We start from the raw sequence: 24289 nt of genomic DNA, 5'->3' as shown, positions 1-24289 counted from the left end.
GCCATGATCGGAGGCGACGCGATGACGGTGCAGTCGGAATCCCTGGAGCCAGGATCCCGGGCGCCGCGGCAGCCCTGGTACGCGCGCCCCGCCACGGACGCCGTGGCGGCCCTCGGCGTCGATCCGGCGACCGGGCTGCCCTCGGACCGGGCCGCCGAACTGCGGGCCGCGTACGGCCCCAACGCACTGCCCGAGGAGAAACGGACCCCGGCCTGGCGCCGGTTCCTGGCGCAGTACCGCAGCTACATGCAGCTCGTCCTGGTGGCAGCGGCGATCGTCTCGCTGCTCATCCGGGAGTGGACCACCGCGATCCTGCTGATCGTGCTGACCCTGCTGAACGCCGTGGTGGGCCTGCGGCAGGAAGGCAGGGCCGAGAGCGCGATGAACGCGCTGAAGTCGATGCTGGAGGCCACCGCGCGGGTACGCAGGGACGGCGTGGAGGCGGAGATCCCCGCGGACCAGCTCGTCGTCGGCGACATCGTGCTCATCGCCGCCGGCGACCAGGTGCCGGCCGATGGACGCATCGTCGAGGCCAGTGCCCTGCAGATCGACGAGTCGGCGCTGACCGGGGAGAGCGTTCCGGCGGCCAAGGACACCGCGGCGGTGTCGGGCGACCGGCTGCCACCGGGCGACCAGAGCGACATGGCGTTCATGAACACGCCGGTCACCCACGGCAGCGGTGTCCTCGTCGTCACCGCCATCGGTGCGGACACCGAGCTGGGCAAGATCTCCGGCATGCTGTCCGCCACCGAGAAGGAGGTGCCGCCGCTCACCCGGGAGCTGGACACCCTGACCCTGTGGATCACCGGGGCGGCGGGGCTGACGATGATCGTGATGTTCGCCCTGGGCCGCAGCCGCGACCAGGCCTGGGACGCGCTCTTCGTCAGCGCGGTCTCCCTCGCGATCGCCGCCATTCCGGAGGCCCTGCCGACCGTGACCCAGGCCATCCTCTCCGTCGGCAGCCTCAAACTGGCGAAGCGGAACGCCATCGTGAAGGAACTGCCGTCGGTCGAGACGCTGGCGTTCACCTCGGCGATCAACTCGGACAAGACCGGCACCCTGACGATGAACCAGATGACCGCCGTCGAAGTGCTCACGCCCACCGACCGGTACAGCGTCTCGGGCACGGGCTACGGACTGGAGGGGAGGATCCACCATGCCGCGGGCTCGGCCGCGGGCATCGACGACGCGATCCTGCCGTACGTCGTGGCGAGCGACGCGAAGCTGGTGGACGGTGCGGTGGTCGGCGACCCCACCGAGGGCGCCCTGCTGGTGCTGGCGCACAAGGCGGGCCTGGACGCCGACGCCACCAGGGAGCGCTACCCGCGGCTCGCCACCCTGCCGTTCGACCCGGCCTACAAGCTGATGGCCACCTTCAACTCGGCGGTGGACGCCGCGGGCCGGCCGGTGGTCCGGTGCTTCGTGAAGGGAGCGGCCCCCGCCGTGACGGCCAGGGCCGCCGACGCGCTCGGGGCGGGCGGCGCCGTCCCGTGGGACGCCGAACTGCGCGCTCACGCCGAGGCGCAGACCGAGCGCATGGGCGGCGAGGGGCTCCGGGTGATGGCCGCGGCCACCCGCGATCTGGACCCGGCCGGCTTCGATCCGCACCAGGACCTGCTCGGTTACGTCGGCGAGTTGCGGATGACGAGCCTCGTCGGCATGGTCGACCCGCCCCGCGCGGAGTCCAAGGCCGCCGTGGCGGACGCCCGGGCGGCGCACATCACGGTCCGCCTCGTGACCGGTGACGACGTCACCACGGGGGCGGCGATCGCCCGGCAGATCGGCATCCCCGGCGAGGCCGTCCTCGGCGCCGACTTCGCCGCCCTGAGCGAGGACGAGCGACTGGCCCGTATCGATGCCATCGGAGTGGTGGGACGGGTCGCGCCGGAACACAAGGTGCTGCTCGCCGACACGCTCAAGAAGAGGGGCGACGTCGTGGCGATGACCGGGGACGGCGTCAACGACGCGCCCGCCATCAAGGCCGCCGACATCGGGATCGCCATGGGCAGCGGCACGGACGTGGCGAAGAACGCCGGCCGGATGATCCTCTCCGACGACAACTTCGCCACGATCGTGTACGCCGTGGAGCAGGGCCGGACGATCTACGACAACCTCACCAAGTACATCCGGTTCGTCCTGCTCCTGCTGGTGACCTTCGTCCTGACGTTCCTCGGCGCCACCGTGCTGAACATCGCCGCGGGCGAGCCCTTCACCCCTCCGCAGGTGCTGTGGATCCACTTCGTGGTCAACGCCTCCTTCGGCTTCGCGCTCGGCTTCGACCGGGAGAGCCCCGGACTCATGCGGCGCCGGCCGCGGCCGCGCGGCGAGTCGGTGCTCACCGGGCCCGTGCTGGTCACGGTGGGGCTCGCCGGCCTGGCGGTCACCGTGGTCCTGCTCGGGATGATCAGGGTGGGGAAGGATCTCTACGACAGCGTCGCGATCGGCCAGTCGGTCGCGTTCACCGCGTTCGCGCTCTGCCTGATCGTGGCCGCGTTCGAATGCCGCAGCGAGACGGAGTCCGTGCTCACGACGTCCACGTTCGACAGCAGGCAGATGAACTGGGTGGCCCTGTCCCAGATCGTGCTCGCGGTGCTGGTGACCCAGCTGGACGGCTTCCGCCGTCTTCTGGGGACGACGGAGATCGACGCACGGCAGTTCGGCTGGGCGCTGCTGTCCGCTCTCGCGCTGCTGCTGGTGTGGGAGCTGGGCAAGTTCCTGGCACGCCGGTCGAGGAAGCGCTGACCGCGGTCAGCCGGTGCCGCGTCCTGCCGCTGTCCGTCCCATCGTCAGGGCCAGCCGCCGTACCCTGCGCCAGTCCATCGGCGGTGCGCTCGGCGGCACCCCGGGACGGTGCCGCGGCACCCGGACGCGCAGCGCGCCCGGCACGACACGGCAGTGCACCGGGGTGGGCAGCATCAGGGCCTCACCGTCGATCCCGACCGGGACGGCGGGCGCGTCGGCGTCGACGACGACCTCCCGGGCGGTGACCGAGGTCAGACCGCGGCTGTGCTCGCCGCGCAGCAGCACGTCCGTCGCCTCCGCCGCGCTGGTGACCTCGACGGCCAGCACCCCGAGGCGGCCGGAGTCCAGCCGGTCCCGGCGCCCCAGGCCCGCCGAGTCGTCCATCCGGTAGGGGTTGTTGCTCACCAGCACGGCCTGGGGATCCGTCAGGGACCGCGCCCCGACGCGGACCGTCAGCCGCGCGCCGCTGTGGTGGGTCAGCAGTTCCGGCAGCATCTCCAGGGTGGTCCGGGCCTTGTCCGCGCGGTAGGCGGGACTCTGCACCACGGCCGCGTACACCCCGAACGAGGCGTTGTTGACGAAGACGCGTTCCTCACCGGATTCCGCGGACCGTCCTCCCGCCCGGATCCGGCCGAGGTCGACGCGCAGTTCCACCCCGTCGGTCAGCGCGTCCAGGCAGGTCGACGGGTCCTGCCGGTCCAGGCCCAGGTCCATGGCGAAGTGGTTACGGGTACCGGCGCTGATCACCATGAACGGGACGTCGTGCTCGACGGCCACACCGGCCACCAGGGCCTGTGTGCCGTCACCGCCCGCGACGCCGAGCAGGTCCGCTCCCTGGGCGACGGCCCGCCGCGCCAGTTCGGCCACGTCCTGGTGGTGGGCCGGGTCCAGCACGACGACCTCGGCGCCCAGGGCCCTGGCGCGTTCCGCCAGGCGGAACTTCTCGACCTTCCCGCCCCCCGCGCGCGGGTTCATGATCAGGAAGGGCCGCCGGGCCCGGTCGGCGGAACGCTCCGGCATGCCCTGCGCGGTGCCGTCGGCGAGTGCGGCCCGGCCCGCGGTGACGGCCAGAGCCCACAGGGCGAGCGAGACCAGCACGACCCACAGCAGCCCGGCGGCCGTGTACAGCGCGAGGACGGCGAGCGGCGCGCCGACCATCAGCAGCACACCCAGCGCCCGCACCCACCCGGTGCGGGTCAGCAGCCACCACGCGCCGGCCACGGTGAGCGCCAGCCCGGCCGCTCCCACCCCGATGAGCACCACACTGCCGAGCCCGGCGAAGACCAGCAGCACCGCCACCGCCGCCGCGCCCGCCAGCAGGGCCAGACGCGCGGCCCAGCCCCTGTTCATAGGGTGACCTCCCGTTTCCGCACCGACCACCGGAGGATCCGTTCCGGCCGATGGACACCGAGTGAGCCGGCATCCCGTCCGGCAGTCGTGGGGATCCGCTCTCAGCCTACGAGGGGGCACCCGGCGGGGCACCTCCAAGGGAGCCGCCGGCGGTTCCCAGGAGCCCGGTGGCGGTGCGGTCAGGGCACTCCGGGAATGCCGCCTCCTCGTCCGGTGTCGTTCTCCTTGAACCGAGAGCTGTCAAGGAGACGAGATGACCGAGGCGTTGGTGCTGGGCGGCGGTGGCGTGGGCGGGATCGCCTGGCTCACGGGGCTGCTGGCGGGGCTCGCCGATGCGGGGCAGGACGTGACCGGCGCGGAGCTGCTCGTGGGGACCTCCGCCGGGTCGACCGTGGCGGCCCAGGTGGGCAGCGGGCTGAGCCTGGAGGAGCTGTACGCCCGGCAGGTGGACCCCGCGCTGCAGGCCGCCGAGATCATGGCCGAGATGGACCTGGAGAAGTTCGCCGCGGAGATCGGTGCCGCCACCGAGTCGGCCGCCTCCGTGGCGGACTTGCGGCGCGCGGTCGGCCGGGTGGCGCTCGCGGCCCGGACGGTCCCCGAGCGGGAGCGGCGTGCGGTGATCGAGTCCCGGCTGCCGTCCCACGGGTGGCCGGAGCGGGCGCTGAAGGTCGTCGCGGTGGACGCGGAGAGCGGTGAGCCGCGCGTCTTCGACCGCACCTCGGGCGTGCCCCTGGTGGACGCCGTCGCGGCGAGCTGTGCCGTGCCGGGCGTGTGGCCGCCGGTGACGATCGGCACGCGCCGGTACGTGGACGGCGGGGTGCGGTCCGTCGCCAACGTCGATCTCGCCGACGGCGCCGACCGGGTGCTGGTGCTGGTGCCGCTGGGCACCACCGAACCGTTCCCCAGCGAGCGGCCGCTGGAGCGTGCCGTGGCGGAGCTGCGCGCCCGGGGTGCCGAGGTCGCGCTCGTCGCCCCCGACGAGGCGTCGGTGGCGGCGATCGGCGACAACGCCCTGGACCCGGCCACCCGCCGCCCGGCCGCCGAGGCGGGCCGGGCGCAGGGGCGGGCGCTCACGCCCCTGTGGGGGCGCGGCTGAGCGTGCCGGTACCGGGTCGGCATGCCGAGGGGCGGGCATGCCGGCGGTGTCCACCGGGACCGGTGTGCGAGCACCGCTTCACGGCGTGTGGTCGCACACCGACGGGAGCCAGGTCAGGCCTCGGGCGTGGCGGAGGGTGTCCAGGTTCTTCAGCAGGGCGTCCAGGCGGTCCGGGTGGGCGAGGAACTGGATCGTCGCCTCGGCGAAGGCGTCGCGTACCGTCGGCGGCATGGCGTCCGAGGCGTCGAAGCAGTGCACCGCCCGGTCGTCCAGGAGGGTCGCGGCGAGGGAGCGGCGCCAGGCGGGGCCGGCGGCGTCGGGGGCGGCCTGGGCCCCGGCGTGGACGGAGAAGCCCGACTCCTTCGCGTTCCAGGAGCGTTGGGCGTCGGCGGAGGCGAGGTGGCGGATCAGCTGTTTCGCCTGCGGGGTGGCGTGCAGCAGGGCGACCAGGTCGCCGGAGACCTCCCAGGCACCGGCGGCGGTGGCCCCGGGGATCAGCCGGGCGGAGGGGGCGTGGCGGCCGTCGACGCGCTTCCAGGCGGCTCCCTGGGTACGGGTGAACGACGCCTGGTGCTCCAGGGTGCAGCCCGGCGGCTTCTCGGTGACCGGCTCGGACGCCTTCTGGTACGGGGTCTTCAGGGCCCGTGCGACCAGGTCGGGGTCGCCTCCCGCGCCGACCATGCCGCCCCAGGTCCGCCAGGCCGCCTTCACCTGCTCCGACCGCCAGGACAGTGCACCGCCCGCCCATTGCTGGTAGACGCGCGGGCCGTACCGCTGCAGGAGGATGTCCTCGATCCAGTCCGTGCCGGGCCAGCCGCTGGTGGCGCCCGAGCCCATGCCGAGGCACCACTGGCCGGGCCGGTGCGCGGCCTGCCGGCGCTGCTGCTCGCTCATGCCCGCCGGGTACCAGACGATGCTCTTCAGGTCGGCCTTCAGCGGGAACCAGTACACGTGCCCGTCGTCCAGCGAGGTGGCCCAGGAGGCGCCGAAGTCTTCGCGCCGGATGATGCCTTCGAGCGGCTCGAGCTGCTTCTGTCCCGCGTAGTCGGCGAGTTCGCCGGGGCCGGTCAGCACCACCACGTCCGGCGGTGTCCCGGCCTCGACGTCGGCGCCGAGCACCTGGCTCTGGGCGGAGCTGCCCTGGTAGTCGACGCGGATGTGGTACTTGCGCTCGAACGGCTCGATGACCGCGGCCCGGAAGTTCCGCTCGTCGGTGCCGGTCCAGTTGGCGAGCAGGGTGACGGTCGGTTCCTGCCCGAGGGTGCGCACGCCCACCACGACGACCGCCGCCAGTACGGCCAGGCAGCTCGCCACCACGGTGACGACGCGGGCCCTTCGCCGCGCGCTCACCGCGGCCTGAACCGGTAGTCGTCGATGTGCCGCCGCAGTCCCGTCTCGGCCAGCGCCATGAGCAGGATGCCTCCTATCAGGATCCACACCGCCGCTCCCGCACGGAAGCCGGTGTGGGCCAGGTGCGCGGCGGTGTCTTGCCCCGCGTCGGTGATGAGCCGCCCGGCCAGGGGGCGGTCGAGCAGGTCACGGGTGCGCGCCATGCCCTGGTGCGTCCACAGGGTGAACAGCAGTGACACGGCGATCCCGCCGGGCAACAGGGCGCTGGCAGCGAGGAGTTGGCGGTTGTAGCGGCGCCGGAAGCGGCGGCGCAGGAACCGCTGGGTCTCCAGCAGGGCCAGGGCGAGGGCGCACGCGAGCAGCAGGGTCGCGCTCCAGCCGAGCCACAGCAGCTCGCCGAACGAGGTCTGCCGGTGGACCGCGGCCCGCTGCTGTCCCTGCAGCACCTTCAGGCGGGCCAGGATCCCGGAGCCCTCGTCGCTCAGGACGCTCGTCGCGTAGCTGAGGTAGGCCTCGCGCAGCACCCGGTCGCCGGAGGCCAGTTGGGCCTGCTGGACCTTCACGGCGTACACCGTGATCAGACCGGCCACGGTCTGCAGGGCCCGGGCCGCCGGAGCGCCGATGTCGTCGCGGGCGGCGGCCGCGAGGCTCTGCGCCGCGACCGAGATCTGTTTCTGGAAGTCGCTCGTCGGTGCCGCAGCCCCGGCGTCCTGCTGGGCCTGGCCGAGCGCGTACAGCGCGGTGTCGATGGACAGCACCGCGGGGGCGCTGGAGGTGCGCAACGGGTTCGCGTCGCCGTGCACGCCTTCGTAGGACAGGAACAGGGCGAGGGTCAGCAGGGCCGACAGCGCCAGCAGCAGGCGGTGGCGCACCGCGAGGTCGTGGGCGGTCGTACTGCCGTCGTCCGGCGGGCGCAGCCCGACCCCGAGGAGACGGGTGAGGAGGTGTCCGGGGAGGCGGGTGGGGCGGCCGGCCGGCCGGCCCGGAGCGCGGCGGTCGGAGGGGCCGCCGCTCCGGCGGCGTGCGGAGGATCGCCGAACCGGGGGCGCGGCGGTCTGCGTGGCCCGGCCGCCGGTGTCCGTGGCCCGGCCGCCGGGCTCGGTGGTTCCGGGGAAGCTCACGCGGACGACCCCCTCAGCGGCCGCCCGCAGTCGCCCCCGCAGTACAGGGAGTCGGCCGGGCCGAGCCAGTCGCAGTCCGGGCACTCGACGAGGCCGTCCGGGCCGGCGGCGTCCGGAGGTACGGAGCCGGCGGGGACGGCGGGAGCCGGTGGGCCGCCGGCCGGCTCCGGCGGCGTGGTCATGGCGCTGGAGAGGATCAGGTGCTGCCAGTCGACGTCCTTGAGGCCGGTGCGGACCCGTCCGGTGCCCGGTCCGTCCTCGATCCGCCGCAGCGCGCCGAGCAGCTGGGTGTCGCGCAGCTCCGCGGCCAGGATCAGCGCCCGCGCCAGTTCGTGGTCCGCCGCGGCCCGGCCGTCCGTGCGGCGCAGCCAGGCCCGGTAGGCCCGGGCGACGGCGGCGCCGGCCTGCTGGTACAGCTCGTGCCGGCGGACCCCCGGGTGCTGCCGGGAGGCGTCGAGCGGGTTGTCGGTCCAGCGCACCAGGACGGGCCGCGGTCCGGGCAGCCGTACCGGGCGCCCGAACTCGGGTACGACGACCTCCACGGCGGCGAGTTGGAGGTCCTCGCCGATCTCGCGGCCGGTCGGATCGGCGGTCAGGACGACCTGGAAGTGCCGTACCTCGTCGCCCCAGGCGCGGGTGACGTACTCCGTGCCGCGCCCGCCGGATCCGGCGGCGGGCGGGATCTCCTGCTCGCTCGGCACGACCTGGGTGACCCGGCGGATCACCGTGCCGGGGGTGGGGGTGAGCCGGATGCGCAGCTCGGGTACGGCCGTGCCGATCAGGCCGTCGACCAGTTCCTCGTAGGCGGCGGTCAGTTCGGACTCGCTGCGGACCGCTCCGGCCCGGCCTTGCAGGCGCCGGGTGATGTGCAGCAGCAGTTCGGCGTCCCAGTCGTCGCCGATGCCCCAGGCGTCGCAGACGAACCGGCCCTCGCAGGCGTCGAGGACGGTTTCCAGCGGTCGGTCGGACCGGTGGTCGTGCTCGTTGCGCCCGTCGGTGAGCAGCAGGACGTGCTTGACCGGGGCGGGCTGGTCCTTGAGCAGCCGCCGGGCGAGATCGAGCCAGGTGCCGAGGGCGGTGCCGCCGTCCGCGTCCAGGATGCGTACGGCGCGTTCGGCAGCGGCCCGTTCGGCGGGTGCCGCGACGGCCATCACCTCGCGGCCGGGGCCGGGGTGGACCACGGTGGCGTCGAACCGGCCGGAGAGCACGGCGAAGGCGGTGCCCTCGGGGAGCATCCGGACGGCCGCGACGGTGGCGTCCTTGGCGGCGTGCAGTTTGGCGGCCGGGTGGAGCATCGAGCGGGAGGTGTCGACGATCAGCACCTCGGCGAGCGCGGGCCCGCGGCCGGGCGCGGGCGCGGCGGCGAGACCCGGACCGCCGTGGCTGTCGACCCCGATCTCCAGGATGGCGTGCATCTCCCGGTCGGGGGGCCGCCCGGGCCCGGGGGGCACGGCGGGCAGTTCCTTCTGCTGGCCGACCGCGAGCGTCACCTCGGTCTCCCCGGCGCCGGTCATCGCTGTGCACCCCCAGTGGTCATGAGCGTTCTCAGAAGGTGGTCATGGGCCGGACCGCGTGGGCCAGGTCGAGCAGCCGGCCGTGTTCCCGGGCGGTGCGGGCCTGCGCGGCCAGCTGCCGGAAGGAGTGCTCCAGCAAGGTGCGCAGGCTGTCCTCGTCACCTGGTCCGAGGAGGCCCCCGGCGGGGAGGTCCGGTCCCCGGCCACCGTGCTCCGGCCGGACACGCAGGGTGTTCTCGCGGACCTCGGCGACCAGCCGGGCCCGGGACTCGCCGTCGGCGGCACCGCCGTCCAGGCGCAGCTCGGGCAGCCGCCGGGCCGCGTCCCGCAGGTCGGCGGGCGAGGGCGGGCGGCCGTGCAGGATGCCGGCGCGGACGCGGACGGCCGCGATGCGGGCGGCGTCGTGGTGGCGGGAGGTGGCGGGGACGTCGTCGAGGACGTGCACGGCCGCGTCCCGGTCACCGCCGGCCAGGTGACCGCGGGCCAGGCCGAACGCGGCGGCGGTGTGCGCGCTGTCCCGTTTCCACACGGCCTCGTAGAACCGCATGGCCCGCGCCGGTCGCGGCCCCTCTCCGTCCCGGCGTCCGGCAGCGCGTCCGGTTCCTCCCGGTACGGCGACGTGCCCGCCCCCGTGTCCGGCTCCCTGGACCGGTCCGGCTTCCGCCGCGGTTTCGGCGGTGTCGTCGGCCGCGTCGTCGGTTCCGTGCTCGGCGCAGTATCCGAGGGCGAGCTTGGGCACGTACTCGCCCGGCAGCGCCCGGTACACGGCGTCGAAGCGGTCGCCGGCCTCGGCGACCTCGCCCTTGCTGAGGTGGAGCACACCGTGGTGCCAGGCGATGCGCCAGTCGTGGGCGGCGGCGCGTTCGCCGAGCTGGGTCTCGGCCTCGGCGAGCCAGCTCTCGGCCTCGCGTTGCTCGCCCTTTCTGAGGTAGGCGCGGCACAGCCACAGGGCGGTCTCGGGCGTGCCCAGGCGGGATTCGCGGGGCCACTGCCGGGCGACCCGGTCCGGGGCGTCGGGCGGGAAGGTGTCCAGCAGCAGGGCCGCGCCGTCGTCGGGGTCGGGGACCGGCTCCGGGAGGGCACCGGCGACCTCGGCGGCCGGGGGCGGGGAGACGTCCAGCCCAGCCGGCCGCTCGCCGGGCCGGGCGGTCCAGTGGCCCAGTGCCGGGATCGCGCCGAGTCCGGCGTCGAGGCTGGCACCGGTGGCGCGGAACCGGGTGGAACTCTCGGGCAGCTGCTCGCCGAACTGCAGCGAGCGGTACTCACGCAACACCTCCCAGAGTTGGCGCGACATCTCGGCCGCCGAGCGGAACCGGGCGCGGGGTTCGGCGTGGATGGCGCGGTCGATGAGACGGCGGAAGGAGTCGGGAGCGAGGCCGCGGGCGGGTTCCGTGCCGCGGGCGAGCGCCTCCAGGGTCATGCCGACGGTGTAGAGGTCGCTGTCCACGTGCCAGCCGCGGCGGTCGATCTCCTCCTTGGGCGGGGCGAAGCCGGTCGTGTAGACGTAGGCGGAGGCGCGGTCGCCGATCGCGCGGACCGCGCCGAGGTCGATGACCTTGATCGCCCGGCCGAAGTGGATGACGTTGGCCGGCTTCATGTCGCAGTACAGCAGCCCCCGTTCGTGCATGTACCGCAGCGCCCCGAGGATCTTGCAGCCGTAGGTGAGGACGTGGTCGAGGCGGGGGCGGCCGTGGAAGACGCGTTCGGCGTCGTCGGCGTCGAGGAGCTGTTGCAGGGAACGGCCGCCGATGTAGTCCATGACCAGGTAGCCGGCGGACGGGCGGCCGGGGGCCTGGTGGTCGGCGTACGTGATGATGCGGACGATGTCGGGGTGGTGCAGGTCGGTCAGGGAGCGGCGCTCCTCCACGGCGTTGCGGCGCGCGAGCGCGTCGTGGACGTTGATCTGCCCCTTGAGGACGACCCGGTGGCCGTCGGCGCGGGTGTCCTCGGCGAGGTAGACCCAGCCGAGGCCGCCGTGGGCGAGGCAGCCGAGGACCTTGTAGTGACCGGCGACCACGTCGCCCTGGTGGAGCTGCGGCAGGAACGAGTAGGGCGTGCCGCAGCGGGGGCAGCGGCCGGTGGCACGGGCGGGCTGGCCGCCGTAGCCGACGCCGATGGTCATCGTGCAGTCGTTCGCGCCGCAGCGGCGGCCGCCGGTGGGTGGGCGGGGGTCGGCGACGAGGACGTCGTCGGGGACGGGTACGTCGGGCAGGACGACCAGTCCGTGCTGGTCGAGTTCGCCGACGCCGGCGACGGCGTGGACGACCGGCGGGCCGGGGGCCTCCTCGGTGGTCGTGACGGTGGGCGTGACGGCGGTCGGGGGCGAGGCCGGTGGCACGCTGCGCGACTCGGCGCGCCGGCGTCCGCAGGTGTCGCAGTACCCGGTGCCCATGATGTGGCCCGCACAACGGGGACGAAGACACGAGGTCACGACACGTTCTCCTCTCCGGGCGCGGTGGGTGCGACGGGCGCGGTGCGTGCGACGGACGCGGTCGGCCCGACGGGCGCGGTCGGTGCCGGGGACGCGGTGGATGCCGGGGACGCGGTCGGTGCCATGGGTCGGGCCGGTGGGGCGGATGCGGTCCGCGCCGCCGGTCGGGCCGGTGCCACGGGCGCGGTCGACAGGGCGGGACCGGCCGGTGACCTGGGACCTGCCGACGCCGTCGGAACAGCCGGTGACCCGGGACCGGCCGACGCCACCGGAACAGCCGGTGACCCGGCACCAGCCGACGCCACCGGAACAGCCGGTGACCCGGGACCGGCCGACGCCGTCGGAACAGCCTGCGCCACAGGACCGGCCGACGCCGTCGGACCGGCCGGAGACGTGGAACCGGAGGGCGCCGTCGGGCCGGCCGGCGCCCTGGGACCAGCCGGTGACGCGGGACCAGAGGGCGCCGTGGGGCCGGCCGGTGGTGGAGGGGAGGTGGGCGAGGTCGGTGGGGTGGAGGACGGGGTGGAGCAGAAGGTGACGAATCGCTCGACGGCGGTCTCCGCGCGCTCGAGGTCGCACGGGGTCTGCCGCAGCAGGGACAGGGCGTCCTCGTAGAGCCGGTACGCCTCCATGACCCGGTCGCCGTCCGCGGCGGTCCGCTGCCGGCACAGCGGCCACTCGGCACTGACCCGGCCCAGGAGTTCCTCGCGGCGGCGCAGCCGGGCGTCGAGGACGTCGAGGGCCTGTTCCAGGCGCTGCCGGCGGCGTTCGGCGGCGTCCTCGAAGGTGAACAGCAGGTCGGCGTGGCGGGGTGCGCGCTCCCGGTCGGGGGTGTGGCCCACCCATGCGCGCAGCATCCGGGTGCGCCGTACGCCGGCCTCGGCCTGTTCCAGCAGCCGCCGGGTGCCGGGGGCGGGCAGCACCCGGTCCCGGCGCTGGTCGAGACAGGGCCCCAACTCGTCCACGATCCGGTCGAGTTCGGCGTGCAGGCGGGACCAGCGCTCGCGCAGGGGGCGGTCGACGAGGAGATCGGCGGCACGCGCGGTGCGCCCGCCCCGGCGGCGATGGGCGAGCAGCAGACGGGCGCCGTGCCGGGCGAGGCGGTCCAGCAGGCCGATCAGGGCGTCGGGTTCCGCGGCCTGGTCGACGCCGACCAGGACGGCGGCGAGGGGGACGCGCAGGGTGGCGAGCCGTTCGGGCCGGGGGTCGTCGCGGATGCCGAGGCGTTCGGCGATCCGGTCCATGACCTCGGCGGCCGTCAACCCCTTGACGTCCAGGGCGAGATCGTGGGCGCCGGCCGGGGGCACGGTCTCGGGCGGGTCGTGGCTGACGGCACTGGTGTTGCGGTGGGTGCGCAGCTCGCGGTCGGCGAGGGTGACGGCGCGCTCCAGCGTCCAGGCACGGTCGCCGCGGGCGGGGACGACGGTGACGAGCACCGGCCAGCCCTCGCCCCGGAACCAGGAGGCGAGTTCGGTGGCGAACGGCACGTCGAGCCGGCCGGCGGCGCTGCCGGGGCTTTTGGTACGCAGCCGCGGGTCGACGGCTTCGGCGCCGTCGGTCCAGGCGGCGACCTGCGGCAGATGGCTGATGATGGTCTCGGTGGGGCTCATGTAGCTGAAGGCGGAGCCCGGCCCGTCGTCCACGCTGAGGACGATGCCGATGACCTGGTCGGTGGCGTGGTCGACCACTCCCCCGCCGCTGAAGCCGGGCACGGCCAGCTCGCCGGGGGTCAGCGGGCGCAGCTGCACCTGGCTGTCCCGGCCGCGGGCGGCGACCAGGGTGGCGCCGTGCCAGCGGCCGCCGTCGTCGCCGTCCGGGAAGCCGTACATGCTGACGGGTCCGTGCGGTGCGGCGAGTCGGTAGAGCCGGGTGGTGTGCTCGGCGGGCAGCGGCGTGGCCAGGCGCATCAGGGCGAGGTCGCCGCTGCGGTCTCCGAAGGCGTCCTCGCGCTGCGGCACATACTCGTCCACGCCGACGGTGGCGGTCACGGCGTCCAGGCCGGGAACCCCGACGAGGCGCACGGTGCACTGGTGTCCCGGGCCGACGACGTGACCCGCCGTGAGCACCCGGTCGGGGGCGAGCAGCACCCCCGCGCCGAGCACCCTGCCGTCCGGTGCCTCGATGCGGGCGATCCAGGACGGTGTCCGTAAGCGCGATGTGACGGCTCGCTCCCCCGTGCGCGTCATGGACCCGAGGTTACTCCGCGTACCCGTCCGGTACTACTGGTGTGCACGGGGTCGTTGCGGAGGCACGGGCACCGGGGCGGGCGGGTGCGGCGAGGGACGGGCGCGCCGCCCGGCGGGCCGCCGCTTCCGGCCCCGGCCCTCATCGCCCCTGCAGGGCCTCGAGCACCTGGGTGTCGGTGAGTTGCTCGAAGTCCTCGTACCACTGGCCGACGGCGGCGAACCGGGCCGGACGGTGCGGGCACAGGACGGTGTCGGCGTCGGCGGCGAGCAGGGCGAGGGAGTCGGGGGCGCCGACCGGCACGGCGAGGACGAGCCGCGCGGGGCGGCGGCGCCGGACGTGGCGCAGGGCCGCGCGGGCGGTGGCGCCGGTGGCCAGACCGTCGTCGACCACGATCACCGTACGGCCGGCCAGGTCGGGGAACGGGCGGTCGCCGCGGTAGCGCCTCTCGCGGCGGCGCAGTTCCCGCCGCTCGCGCTCCACCACCGGGGCGAGGGACTCCTCGGTGAGGCCGAGCCGGTCGAGGGTGTCCGCGTCGAAGAGGGGCGGGTCGTCGTCGGCGAGCGCGCCGACGGCGAACTCCTGGTGGTGCGGGTGGCCGATCTTGCGGACGACGAGCACGTCCAGCGGGGCGCCGAGGGCGCGGGCGATCGGCTCGGCGACGGCGATGCCGCCGCGCGGCAGGGCGAGTACGACGGGTTCGGCGAGGTCACCTCGGGCGGCGGCGTCGTGCAGCAGTCCGGCCAGTTCCCGTCCGGCCTCGGCGCGGTCCCGGAAGCGCATGGTCGCCCTCCTCCGCGGAGTCTCTCCTTCCATGGTGCTACGGCTTCCAGGTGCTACGGCGGTCCGCGGCGCGACGGCGGTGCGGTGCTGCGGGGATCCCCGTCCGGGGCTCGCACAAGTGCTCTATACACTGAGTGTATAGTCCCGGCATGCCTCTTTCGACCGACAAGATCCCGACGCTGAAGCACGCGTTCAACAAGATGCGCGAACCGCGCCGAAGGTTGCGTCCGGCCGCGCTCGCCTCGGCCGCGGTCTGCCTGGCGCTGACGCTGTCCGGCTGCGCCGAGGTGGACACGACCTCGCCGAGCACCGCACGCGCCCAGGCGGCGCACGGGGCGCCGGCGAAGCTCGGGACCGTCGACTGCCGCGAGGCCAAGTGCATCGCGCTCACCTTCGACGCCGGGCCCAGCGAGAACTCGCCGCGGCTGCTGGACATCCTCGAGGAGAAGAAGGTCCCGGCCACCTTCTTCCTGCTCGGCAAGCGGCACATCGAGAAGTACCCGGAGCTGGTCAAGCGGATGGCCGCCGAGGGCCACGAGGTGGCGAGCCACACCTGGGACCACAAGATCCTCACCCGGATATCGGACGCGCAGATACGCGAGGAGCTGAAGCGGCCCAACGACGCGATAGAGCGGCTCACCGGCCACAAGCCCACGCTGATGCGCCCGCCGCAGGGCCGTACGGACAGCAACGTGCACGAGATATCCAAGGAGCTGGGCCTGGCGGAGGTGCTGTGGAGCGTGACCGCCAAGGACTACACGACCGATGACTCCGCGCTCATCACCAAGCGTGTCCTCGACCAGGCCTCCCGGGACGGGATCATCCTGCTGCACGACATCTATCCCGGCACCGTGCCGGCCGTGCCCGGCATCATCGACGCCCTGAAGGCGCGCGGCTACGTGTTCGTGACGGTCCCTCAGCTGCTCGCGCCCGGCAAGGCCGAGCCGGGGAAGGTGTACCGGCCCTGACCGTCGGCGGACCGGGTGACGGCCCCCGCGCGAGGCGTTGGACAGCGTTGCGTCCCGGCGGCCGCGGAAGAGCGCGCCGGCTGCCGAGGACCGGGGGAGGACGACGGTGCCCGACGTGACGTGTCACGAGGTCGGCGAGGAACGGATCGTTCGCGCGCTGGAGGACATCCACGGCCGCGCGCACAGCCGTTGGCGGGCCCTGCGCTACGACGGCCTGTCCCTGACGGAACTCGAGGCGCTGGCCGGCGGGCTGCTCGACCACGTCGCCGCGCGGTCCCTCGAGGACCCCGCGCTCGCCGCCGGCAGCACGCGCGAGGCGCTGCGCACGGCGGCCGAATGCGCCCTCGGGACGCTGGCTCCCGGCTGCTTCCCGGGCGGTGACTTCGAGATCCCGCTGCCGCTCGTCGGCCAGACGCTGAGCAGCGAGGAACTTCGGTTTCCACCACGACCTGGACCGGGCGCCCACCGCACGGACCTGGCGGGACGCGTTCGCGCTGTGCGTGGCCGCCGGCACGGTCTGGGAGTGGGAGCGGGTCATCGGGCTGCTGCTGCACAACGACTACGCACCGGCGGTCCGGGACGGAGTGCCGTACTCGACGCTGGAGTCACGCTCCGAGGCGGCGGACCTCGCCGAGACGGACGCGCTGTGCGGACATCTCACCGAGGCGGCCGGGCATCTGCCCAAGCACTGGCCCAAGGTGCCGCTGCGCAAGCCGGACCTCGACGAACGCCTCTCGGCGATCCGGAGGTCGGGGTCCGTGGGCCGGCTGACCCCGGATCAGCAGCTGCTGCGAGTCCGTCTCGTGGACGACCGGCCGGCCTTCGAACGGGCCCTGGCAGAACGGCTCCGGCGGCACCGCGCGGACATGGCCGCGAAACCGCCGACCCGGCGCCCCGGAGCCTGCTGCCGGCCGGCACCGTCGCGCTCGCCGCGCCGGCGGTCCAGGTCCACGGCTGGGAGCTGGAGATCAGCTCCGGATATCTGCCCGAGGGACTGCTGCGGGCACCGGAGGGCGCGCCTCAGATGCCGGCCTGACCTGCTCCGGCCGTGACGCGCCGGATGCCCCCGGTGGAGCCCTCCGAGCCCACGGAAGAGCGCCCTGATCGCCCGTGAGGTGGATCCGGTGGTGGTGGACTTGCTTCGCGCCCTCGCCGTCGCGCCGCTCCGCCCTCGGCTGTCACCGGACCCGACGCCCCGTGGGCTCCCGGCCGGACGGACGGCCGGAGGACGCGCGGACGGGGTACGGCGGGCCGAACGCGCAGGTGACCGGCGCTCATTGCCTACGATCGTGCCGTGCCCACCTTCTCCTTCGAACGTACGGCCCCGCTCACCCTCGACGAGGCATGGCGCCGGCTCACCGAGTGGCCCCGCCACGCCGACGCGGTCCCGCTGACCCGGATCAGGGTGCTCACACCCCCGCCGACCCGGGAGGGCAGCCGCTTCGTGGCCCGTTCGGGCATCGGCCCGCTCACCTTCGACGACGTCATGGAGGTGACGGTCTGGCGCCCACCGGTGGACGACGAGCCCGGCCTGTGCCGCCTGGAGAAACGCGGCCGGATGATCCTCGGCTGGGCGGAGATCGAGGTCCGGCCGGGTCCCGGCGGCCGCAGCCGGGTGGTGTGGCGCGAGGAACTGCGCGTCCGCTTCCTGCCCCGCGCCTTCGACGGCGTCCTGGAACGCACGGCCCGCACGATGTTCGGCCGCGCGGCGAACCGGTTGCTCAGGCGGGCGTGAGCCGGGGCGGGCCGGGTTCCGGCGGCTCAGGCCACCGACCCGATCCGCCCCGCCGGAGGGGACGTCGTGTCGTGGTGGATCGGGGTGTGGGCTCCGGTCAGGGAGACCCCGCTGCCGCCCCGCCGGTTCGCGACGATCTCCGCGCCGATGGACAGGGCCGTCTCCTCGGGCGTACGGGCGCCGAGGTCGAGGCCGATCGGGGAGCGCAGGCGGGCCAGTTCCAGTTCGGTGACGCCGACCGCGCGCAGGCGTTCGTTGCGGTCGAGGTGGGTGCGGCGGGAGCCCATCGCGCCGATGTAGGCGACGGGCAGCCGCAGGGCCCGTTCCAGCAGCGGTACGTCGAACTTGGCGTCGTGGGTGAGGACGCACAGGACGGTACGGCCGTCGACCTCCGTGCGTTCCAGGTAGGTGTGGGGCCACTCGACGACGATCTCGTCGGCCTCGGGGAAACGGGCGCGCGTGGCGAACACCGGGCGGGCGTCGCACACCGTGACGTGGTAGCCGAGGAACGAGCCGACCCGGACGAGGGCCGACGCGAAGTCGATCGCGCCGAAGACGATCATCCGCGGGGCGGGCACGGAGGATTCGACGAGGACCGTGAGCGGGGTGCCGCAGCGCGAGCCCTGTTCGCCGATCTCCAGGGTGCCGGTGCGGCCCGCGTCCAGGAAGGCGCCGGCCTCGGCGGCGACCGTGCGGTCCAGTTCGGGGTGGGCGCCGAAGCCGCCCTCGCGGGAGCCGTCGGGGCGGACGAGGAGGGCCCGGCCCCGCAGCTCGGCCGGGCCGTCCACGATCCGCGCGACCGCCGCCGCCTCCCCTCGCACGGCGGCGGCCAGCGCGGCCGCGACCACCGGCCGGGCGGGACCGTCCGCCCGGACCGGTGTGACGAGGATGTCGATGATTCCGCCGCAGGTCAGGCCGACGGCGAAGGCATCCTCGTCGCTGTACCCGAAGCGCTCCAGGACGCTTCCGCCGTCCTCCAGCGCCTGCCGGCACAGCTCGTACACGGCGCCCTCCACGCACCCTCCGGAGACCGAGCCGACGGCCGTGCCGTCGGCGTCCACCGCGAGGGCGGCGCCGGGCTGGCGCGGGGCGCTGCCGCCGACGGCCACCACGGTGGCGACGGCGAAGTCACGGCCCTGCTCGACCCACCGGTTCAGCTCCTCGGCGATGTCCAGCATCTCTCGGTCTCCTAACGGGGTTGCGTACGAAGGGCGTTCGACGGGGTGGCTAGTGCACGCCCAGCCAGCCCTCGATCGGATGAAGGGCGAAGTAGACCAAGAAGATGACCGTCAGACCCCACATGAAGGCGCCGATCTCGCGGGCCTTGCCCTGGGCGGCCTTGATGGCCACGTAGGAGATGACGCCCGCGGCGACACCGGTGGTGATGGTGTACGTGAACGGCATCAGGACGACGGTCAGGAAGACCGGGATCGCGGTGGCGCGGTCGGCCCAGTCCACGTGCCGGGCGTTCATCAGCATCATGGCGCCGATGACGACCAGGGCGGCGGAGGCGACCTCCTGCGGGACGATCGCGGTGACCGGGGTGAAGAACAGGCAGGCCGCGAAGAACAGGCCGGTGACGACGGAGGCGAGACCGGTGCGGGCGCCTTCGCCGACGCCGGTGGCCGACTCGATGAACACCGTCTGGCCGGAGCCGCCCGCCACGCCGCCGATCGCGCCGCCGGCGCCGTCGATGAACAGCGCCTTGGACAGGCCCGGCATGCGGCCCTTGTCGTCGGCCAGGTCGGCCTCGGTGCCCACGCCGATGATGGTGGCCATCGCGTCGAAGAAGCCGGCCAGCACCAGGGTGAAGACGATCATGCCGACGGTCATGGCGCCGACCTCGCCCCAGCCGCCGAACTCGACGTCCCCGAAGAGCGAGAAGTCGGGCATCGAGACGGCGCTGCCGTGCAGCTCGGGGGCGCCGTTGGCCCACTGCTCGGGTTCGATGACACCGAGTCCGTTGAGGACGGCGGCGACGACGGTGCCGGAGACGATGCCGATGAGGATGGCGCCGGGGATGTTCCGGGCCTGCAGCATGAAGATGAGCAGCAGGGTGCCGGCGAAGAGCAGCACCGGCCAGCCGGCGAGTTCGCCGACGGGGCCGAGGGAGAGCGGGGTGGCCTTGCCCTGGTGGACGAAGCCGGACTTGTAGAAGCCGATGAGCGCGATGAACAGGCCGATGCCCATGGTGATGCCGTGCTTGAGCGCGAGCGGGATCGCGTTCATGATCATCTCGCGGAGGCCGGTGACGACCAGCAGCATGATGACGACGCCGTACATCACGCACATGCCCATGGCCTGCGGCCAGGTCATCTCGGGGGCGACCTGCGAGGACAGGACACCGGAGACGGAGAGGCCGGCGGCGAGCGCGAGCGGCACCTTGCCGACGAAGCCCATCAGCAGCGTGGTGAAGGCCGCGGCGAACGCGGTCGCCGTGATCAGTGCCTTCTGGCCGAGCGTGTCCCCCGCCGCGTCCTTGCCGGACAGGATGAGGGGGTTGAGCAGGAGGATGTACGCCATCGCCATGAAGGTGGTGATGCCGCCGCGGACCTCTCGCGAGACCGTGGATCCTCTTCTGGATATGTGGAAGTACCGGTCGAGCCAGGACCGCCCTGCCGGGACGCGGGTGCCTTCACCGGCGTCTTCGGCTGCGGTCCTCGGCTCCACTGACTGCTGGGTCATGGTGCCATCTCCCAAGGTTCACAGGGGCACCCGTGCTTCCTGACCGGACACGGGATTTGGGAATGGACGACCCGGGGGACGGCCCGAGACGAACGAATTTCCTGGTACTTCAAGGACCGCGAGCGGTGCGGAACTCAAAGGGGGGTTCCTCCGGGCGGCGCGGCGGAGTGTGTGACGTTCCCTCACGCCGCCCGGAGAGCTGGGGTGTTACGCGGTTCCCGTCAGGTGCTCGGGCCGCACCGGAGTGCGGTTGAGCTCCAGCCCGGTCGCGTTCCGGATCGCCGCGAGGACGGCCGGGGTGGACGACAGGGTCGGGGCCTCGCCGATGCCACGGAGCCCGTAGGGGGCGTGGTCGTCGGCGAGTTCGAGTACGTCGACCGGGATGGTCGGCGTGTCGAGAATCGTGGGGATCAGGTAGTCCGTGAAGGAGGGGTTCCTGACCTTGGCCGTCTTGGGGTCGACGATGATCTCCTCCATCACGGCCACGCCCAGGCCCTGGGTGGTACCGCCCTGGATCTGGCCGACGACGGAGAGCGGGTTGAGCGCCTTGCCGACGTCCTGGGCGCAGGCCAGTTCGATGACCTTGACCAAGCCGAGTTCGGTGTCGACCTCGACGACCGCGCGGTGGGCGGCGAAGGAGTACTGGACGTGTCCGTTGCCCTGACCGGTGCGCAGGTCGAAGGCCTCGGTCGGCCGGTGCCGCCACTCCGCCTCGATCTCCACGGTCTCGCCCTCGAGGACGTCGATCAGGTCGCCGAGGACCTCGCCGCCGTCGGTGACGACCTTGCCGCCCTCCAGCAGGAGTTCGGCGGTCGCCCAGGCCGGGTGGTAGGTGCCGAACTTGCGGCGCCCGATCTCCAGGACCTTCTCGCGGACGAGTTCGCAGGCGTTCTTCACGGCGCCGCCGGTGACGTAGGTCTGCCGGGAGGCCGAGGTCGAGCCGGCGGAACCGACCTGCGTGTCCGCCGGGTGGATCGTCACCTGGGTGACGCCCAGCTCGGTGCGGGCGATCTGCGCGTGGACGGTGACACCACCCTGGCCGACCTCCGCCATCGCGGTGTGCACGGTGGCGACGGGCTCGCCGCCCACGACCTCCATGCGCACCTTGGCGGTGGAGTAGTCGTCGAAGCCCTCGGAGAAGCCGACGTTCTTGATGCCGACCGCGTAGCCGACCCCGCGTACGACGCCCTCGCCGTGCGTGGTGTTGGACAGCCCGCCGGGCAGCTGGCGCACGTCGGCGCCCTCGCTGGACTCCCACTGGCGCTCGGGCGGCATGGGCATCGCCTTGATGCGGCGCAGGAGTTCGGCGACCGGGGCCGGGGAGTCGACCGGCTGCCCGGTCGGCATGATGGTCCCCTGCTCCATCGCGTTCAGCTGCCGGAACGCCACCGGGTCCATGTCCAGCTTCTTCGCCAGCTTGTCCATCTGCGCCTCGTAGGCGAAGCACGCCTGGACCGCGCCGAAGCCGCGCATGGCGCCGCAGGGCGGGTTGTTGGTGTAGAGGGCGATGGCCTCGATGTCGACGTCGTCGATGACGTACGGGCCGACCGACAGGGACGAGGCGTTGCCGACGACCGCCGGGGAGGCGGAGGCGTAGGCACCGCCGTCCAGCACGATCCTGCACTTCATGTGCGTGAGCTTGCCGTCCTGGGTGGCGCCGTGCTCGTAGTAGAGCTTCGCCGGGTGGCGGTGCACGTGCCCGAAGAAGGACTCGAACCGGTTGTAGACGATCTTCACCGGCTTGCCGGTGCGCAGTGCCAGCAGGCAGGCGTGGATCTGCATCGACAGGTCCTCGCGGCCGCCGAACGCGCCGCCGACGCCGGCCAGCGTCATGCGCACCTTCTCCTCGGGCAGGCCGAGGACGGGGGCGATCTGGCGCAGGTCGGAGTGGAGCCACTGGGTGGCGATGTAGAGGTGGACGCCGCCGTCCTCCTCCGGCACGGCGAGGCCGGACTCGGGGCCGAGGAAGGCCTGGTCCTGCATGCCGAAGGTGTACTCGCCCCTGACGATCACATCCGCCCTCTTGGCGGCCTCGTCGGCGTCGCCGCGGATGATCGGCTGGCGGTGCACGATGTTCGGGTGCGGGACGTGCCCGGCGTGGTGGTCGTCGCGGCCCTCGTGGACGAGGATCGCGTCCGGCGCGGTCGCGGAGGCCTCGTCGGTGATGACGGGCAGCTCCTTGTACTCCACCTTGATCTTGGCGGCGGCGCGGCGGGCCGTCTCCGGGTGGTCGGCGGCGACGATCGCGACCGGCTCGCCGTGGTGGCGCACCTTGCCGTGGGCGAGGACCGGGGTGTCCTGGATCTCCAGGCCGTAGTTCTTCACCTCGGTGGGCAGGTCGTCGTACGTCATGACGGCGTACACGCCCGGCGTGGCCAGGGCCTCGGAGGTGTCGATCGACACGATCTCGGCGTGGGCGACGGGAGAGCGCAGGATCTGGCCCCACAGCATGTCCTCGTGCCACATGTCGGACGAGTACGCGAACTCGCCGGTGACCTTCAGGGTGCCGTCCGGGCGGAGCGTGGACTCGCCGATGCCGCCCTTGGTCTGCGAGCCCTGCGTGATCTTCGTAGGAGCGCCGTTGGCCGGCATGTCAGACCCCCTCGGACTGGCGGGCGGCCGCCAGGCGGACCGCGTCCATGATCTTCTCGTAGCCCGTGCAGCGGCACAGGTTGCCCGACAGCGCCTCGCGGATGTCCGCGTCGCTCGGGTTCGGGTTGTTCTCCAGCATCTCGTCGGCCGCGACGAGCAGACCCGGGGTGCAGAAGCCGCACTGGACGGCGCCGGCGTCGATGAACGCCTGCTGGATCGGCGAGAGTTCGTCACCCTCGCCGGTCTGCGAGTCGGTGCCCTTGGCCTGCCATCCCTTGGCCTCGTCGAGCGAGGTGCCGCAGGCGCCGGTCGCGCAGCCGCCCTGGGCGCGCTGCTTGGCGAAGTCCGCGAGGCCCTCGACGGTCACCACCTCACGGCCCTCGACCTGGCCGGCCGCGACCAGGCAGGAACAGACCGGGACGCCGTCCAGGCGGACCGTGCAGGAGCCGCACTCGCCCTGCTCGCAGGCGTTCTTGGAGCCGGGCAGGCCGAGGCGCTCGCGCAGGACGTACAGCAGGGACTCGCCCTCCCAGACGTCGTCGGCCTCCTGCGGGCGTCCGTTGACGGTGAAGTTGACGCGCATCACGCAGCTCCCTCGGTGGTGCGGCGGGTGCCGCGGTACGACTCCCAGGTCCAGGTCAGCGTCCGGCGGGCCATCACGCCGACCGCGTGGCGGCGGTAGCTCGCGGTGCCCCGGACGTCGTCGATCGGGTTGCAGGCGCCCGAGCACAGCTCCGCGAACTGCTTGGCGACCGACGGGGTGATGATCTTTCCGTTGTCCCAGAAGCCGCCCTCCTCGAGGGCCGCGTTCAGGAACTCCTCAGCGGCCTTGGCGCGGACCGGGGTGGGGGCGGCCGAGCCGATGCCGGTGCGCACCGTCCGGGTCTCGGGGTGCAGGGCGAGACCGAAGGCGCACACGGCGATGACCATGGCGTTGCGGGTGCCGACCTTCGAGTACTGCTGCGGGCCGTCCGCCTTCTTGACGTGGACGGCGCGGATCAGCTCGTCGGGCTGGAGCGCGTTGCGCTTGACGCCGGTGTAGAACGCGTCGATCGGGATCAGGCGGGTGCCCCGGGCCGCCGACGCCACCTCGACCTCGGCGCCGGCGGCGAGGAGGGCGGGGTGGGCGTCACCGGCGGGCGAGGCCGTGCCGAGGTTGCCGCCGACGCCGCCGCGGTTGCGGATCTGCGGGGAGGCGACCGTGTGCGAGGCGAGCGCGAGGCCCGGCAGCTCGGCACGGAGATCCGACATGATCCTGGTGTACGGGACGGAGGCACCCAGCCGTACGCTCTCCTCGCCGACCTCCCATTCACAGAGGTCGCCGATGCGGTTGAGGTCGAGCAGATACTCGGGCCGGCGGTGGTCGAAGTTGATCTCGACCATCACGTCGGTGCCACCCGCAATCGGCACAGCGGTGGGGTGCTCGGCTTTCGCGGCGAGCGCCTCCTCCCAGCTGGCGGGGCGAAGGAAGTCCATGACCGGCTCTCTTCTTCGTCTCGTGAGTCGTGCAGATTGAGCCAATCCGTGTGCGGCGGGCCCGGCTCGTTCATGTGCTGTTAACGCGGAGTGGACTCAGTACACCGCCCCGTACTCCAGCGGTGTCAGTCACCGAAACCATGAAGGAGTTCGCTGGCCAGGACGAGCATCTTGTAGATTCGTATGAACGGAGGTCATCGGTAACCTCTCCGTTTTCCTGGGGAAACGCGGGAAACAGCACGGAGACCCCGGAGTACGCCCC

At 73.4% G+C, this 24289-nt stretch carries 17 protein-coding genes; 5 read left to right on the top strand and 12 right to left on the bottom strand.

Features of this window, described 5'->3' with window-relative positions:
- The first annotated feature begins 21 nt into the window (after positions 1-21).
- On the top strand, positions 22-2742 hold the full coding sequence (locus ACZ5CW_RS21725; RefSeq protein ID WP_468603806.1) for a cation-translocating P-type ATPase: 2721 nt from the start codon (positions 22-24) through the stop codon (positions 2740-2742).
- 6 nt (positions 2743-2748) lie between these two features.
- Here the strand turns inward: ACZ5CW_RS21725 and ACZ5CW_RS21720 are convergent, their stop codons facing one another.
- Positions 2749-4092, bottom strand: coding sequence for a diacylglycerol/lipid kinase family protein (locus tag ACZ5CW_RS21720; RefSeq protein ID WP_468603727.1), 1344 nt, complete (start codon positions 4090-4092; stop codon positions 2749-2751).
- A gap of 253 nt (positions 4093-4345) precedes the next feature.
- Here ACZ5CW_RS21720 and ACZ5CW_RS21715 point away from each other — a divergent pair, with 253 nt between their 5' ends.
- Positions 4346-5188: a patatin-like phospholipase family protein gene (locus tag ACZ5CW_RS21715; RefSeq protein WP_468603725.1), complete on the top strand. Its 843-nt coding sequence runs from the start codon at positions 4346-4348 to the stop codon at positions 5186-5188.
- A 78-nt stretch (positions 5189-5266) separates the two neighbouring features.
- Here the strand turns inward: ACZ5CW_RS21715 and ACZ5CW_RS21710 are convergent, their stop codons facing one another.
- From ACZ5CW_RS21710 to ACZ5CW_RS21685, 6 genes are all read right to left on the bottom strand, one after another.
- Entirely contained in the window at positions 5267-6538 is a 1272-nt protein-coding gene (locus ACZ5CW_RS21710) for an extracellular solute-binding protein (RefSeq protein ID WP_468603723.1), read from the bottom strand.
- Positions 6535-7659, bottom strand: a complete 1125-nt coding sequence (locus ACZ5CW_RS21705) for a hypothetical protein (protein WP_468603721.1) — start codon at positions 7657-7659, stop codon at positions 6535-6537. Before ACZ5CW_RS21705 ends, ACZ5CW_RS21710 begins: the two co-directional genes overlap by 4 nt.
- On the bottom strand, positions 7656-9173 hold the full coding sequence (locus ACZ5CW_RS21700; protein WP_468603719.1) for a VWA domain-containing protein: 1518 nt from the start codon (positions 9171-9173) through the stop codon (positions 7656-7658). Before ACZ5CW_RS21700 ends, ACZ5CW_RS21705 begins: the two co-directional genes overlap by 4 nt.
- 31 nt (positions 9174-9204) lie before the next feature.
- Positions 9205-11604, bottom strand: coding sequence for a serine/threonine-protein kinase (locus tag ACZ5CW_RS21695; protein WP_468603717.1), 2400 nt, complete (start codon positions 11602-11604; stop codon positions 9205-9207).
- Positions 11601-13790, bottom strand: a complete 2190-nt coding sequence (locus tag ACZ5CW_RS21690; protein WP_468603715.1) for a trypsin-like serine protease — start codon at positions 13788-13790, stop codon at positions 11601-11603. The genes ACZ5CW_RS21695 and ACZ5CW_RS21690 overlap by 4 nt, the downstream gene beginning before the upstream one ends.
- A 139-nt stretch (positions 13791-13929) precedes the next feature.
- A complete protein-coding gene (locus tag ACZ5CW_RS21685) occupies positions 13930-14571 on the bottom strand; it encodes a phosphoribosyltransferase (protein WP_468603713.1) in 642 nt (213 codons plus the stop codon).
- Between the two features lie 200 nt (positions 14572-14771).
- On the opposite strand from ACZ5CW_RS21685, the gene ACZ5CW_RS21680 reads away from it, so the two are divergent.
- From ACZ5CW_RS21680 to ACZ5CW_RS21670, 3 genes are all read left to right on the top strand, one after another.
- On the top strand, positions 14772-15539 hold the full coding sequence (locus ACZ5CW_RS21680; RefSeq protein WP_468603804.1) for a polysaccharide deacetylase family protein: 768 nt from the start codon (positions 14772-14774) through the stop codon (positions 15537-15539).
- Positions 15540-16039: 500 nt separating this feature from the next.
- Positions 16040-16591, top strand: a complete 552-nt coding sequence (locus ACZ5CW_RS21675) for a hypothetical protein (RefSeq protein WP_468603711.1) — start codon at positions 16040-16042, stop codon at positions 16589-16591.
- 242 nt (positions 16592-16833) lie between these two features.
- Positions 16834-17274, top strand: coding sequence for an SRPBCC family protein (locus ACZ5CW_RS21670; RefSeq protein ID WP_468603709.1), 441 nt, complete (start codon positions 16834-16836; stop codon positions 17272-17274).
- 26 nt (positions 17275-17300) lie between these two features.
- On the opposite strand, the gene ACZ5CW_RS21665 is transcribed toward ACZ5CW_RS21670, so the two are convergent.
- From ACZ5CW_RS21665 to ACZ5CW_RS21645, 5 genes are all read right to left on the bottom strand, one after another.
- On the bottom strand, positions 17301-18452 hold the full coding sequence (locus ACZ5CW_RS21665) for an XdhC family protein (protein WP_468603707.1): 1152 nt from the start codon (positions 18450-18452) through the stop codon (positions 17301-17303).
- Positions 18453-18501: 49 nt separating this feature from the next.
- A complete protein-coding gene (locus ACZ5CW_RS21660; RefSeq protein ID WP_468603705.1) occupies positions 18502-19959 on the bottom strand; it encodes an NCS2 family permease in 1458 nt (485 codons plus the stop codon).
- Between the two features lie 207 nt (positions 19960-20166).
- Positions 20167-22551 (bottom strand): xanthine dehydrogenase family protein molybdopterin-binding subunit, encoded by a 2385-nt coding sequence (locus ACZ5CW_RS21655; RefSeq protein WP_468603703.1) that lies wholly within the window; start codon positions 22549-22551, stop codon positions 20167-20169.
- Between the two features lies 1 nt (position 22552).
- The gene (locus tag ACZ5CW_RS21650) at positions 22553-23134 is read right to left on the bottom strand and encodes a (2Fe-2S)-binding protein (protein ID WP_468603701.1); all 582 of its coding nucleotides are present in this window, start codon (positions 23132-23134) and stop codon (positions 22553-22555) included.
- A complete protein-coding gene (locus tag ACZ5CW_RS21645; RefSeq protein ID WP_468603699.1) occupies positions 23134-24027 on the bottom strand; it encodes an FAD binding domain-containing protein in 894 nt (297 codons plus the stop codon). Before ACZ5CW_RS21645 ends, ACZ5CW_RS21650 begins: the two co-directional genes overlap by 1 nt.
- Positions 24028-24289 lie beyond the last annotated feature (262 nt).

This window comes from Streptomyces sp. NPDC031379, from assembly GCF_055569615.1.
The sequence above is the reverse complement of the archived record's forward strand: the minus strand, read 5'-3'. Positions and strand labels throughout refer to the sequence as shown.

What these genes read in the sequence shown, in the direction of transcription:
- ACZ5CW_RS21725 (WP_468603806.1), top strand. Translation starts at nt 22, where the DNA reads ATGACGGTGCAGTCGGAATCCCTGGAGCCAGGATCCCGGGCGCCGCGG.
- ACZ5CW_RS21720 (WP_468603727.1), bottom strand. Translation starts at nt 4,092, where the DNA reads ATGAACAGGGGCTGGGCCGCGCGTCTGGCCCTGCTGGCGGGCGCGGCG.
- ACZ5CW_RS21715 (WP_468603725.1), top strand. Translation starts at nt 4,346, where the DNA reads ATGACCGAGGCGTTGGTGCTGGGCGGCGGTGGCGTGGGCGGGATCGCC.
- ACZ5CW_RS21700 (WP_468603719.1), bottom strand. Translation starts at nt 9,173, where the DNA reads ATGACCGGCGCCGGGGAGACCGAGGTGACGCTCGCGGTCGGCCAGCAG.
- ACZ5CW_RS21690 (WP_468603715.1), bottom strand. Translation starts at nt 13,790, where the DNA reads ATGACGCGCACGGGGGAGCGAGCCGTCACATCGCGCTTACGGACACCG.
- ACZ5CW_RS21685 (WP_468603713.1), bottom strand. Translation starts at nt 14,571, where the DNA reads ATGCGCTTCCGGGACCGCGCCGAGGCCGGACGGGAACTGGCCGGACTG.
- ACZ5CW_RS21680 (WP_468603804.1), top strand. Translation starts at nt 14,772, where the DNA reads ATGCGCGAACCGCGCCGAAGGTTGCGTCCGGCCGCGCTCGCCTCGGCC.
- ACZ5CW_RS21665 (WP_468603707.1), bottom strand. Translation starts at nt 18,452, where the DNA reads ATGCTGGACATCGCCGAGGAGCTGAACCGGTGGGTCGAGCAGGGCCGT.
- ACZ5CW_RS21660 (WP_468603705.1), bottom strand. Translation starts at nt 19,959, where the DNA reads ATGACCCAGCAGTCAGTGGAGCCGAGGACCGCAGCCGAAGACGCCGGT.
- ACZ5CW_RS21655 (WP_468603703.1), bottom strand. Translation starts at nt 22,551, where the DNA reads ATGCCGGCCAACGGCGCTCCTACGAAGATCACGCAGGGCTCGCAGACC.
- ACZ5CW_RS21650 (WP_468603701.1), bottom strand. Translation starts at nt 23,134, where the DNA reads ATGCGCGTCAACTTCACCGTCAACGGACGCCCGCAGGAGGCCGACGAC.
- ACZ5CW_RS21645 (WP_468603699.1), bottom strand. Translation starts at nt 24,027, where the DNA reads ATGGACTTCCTTCGCCCCGCCAGCTGGGAGGAGGCGCTCGCCGCGAAA.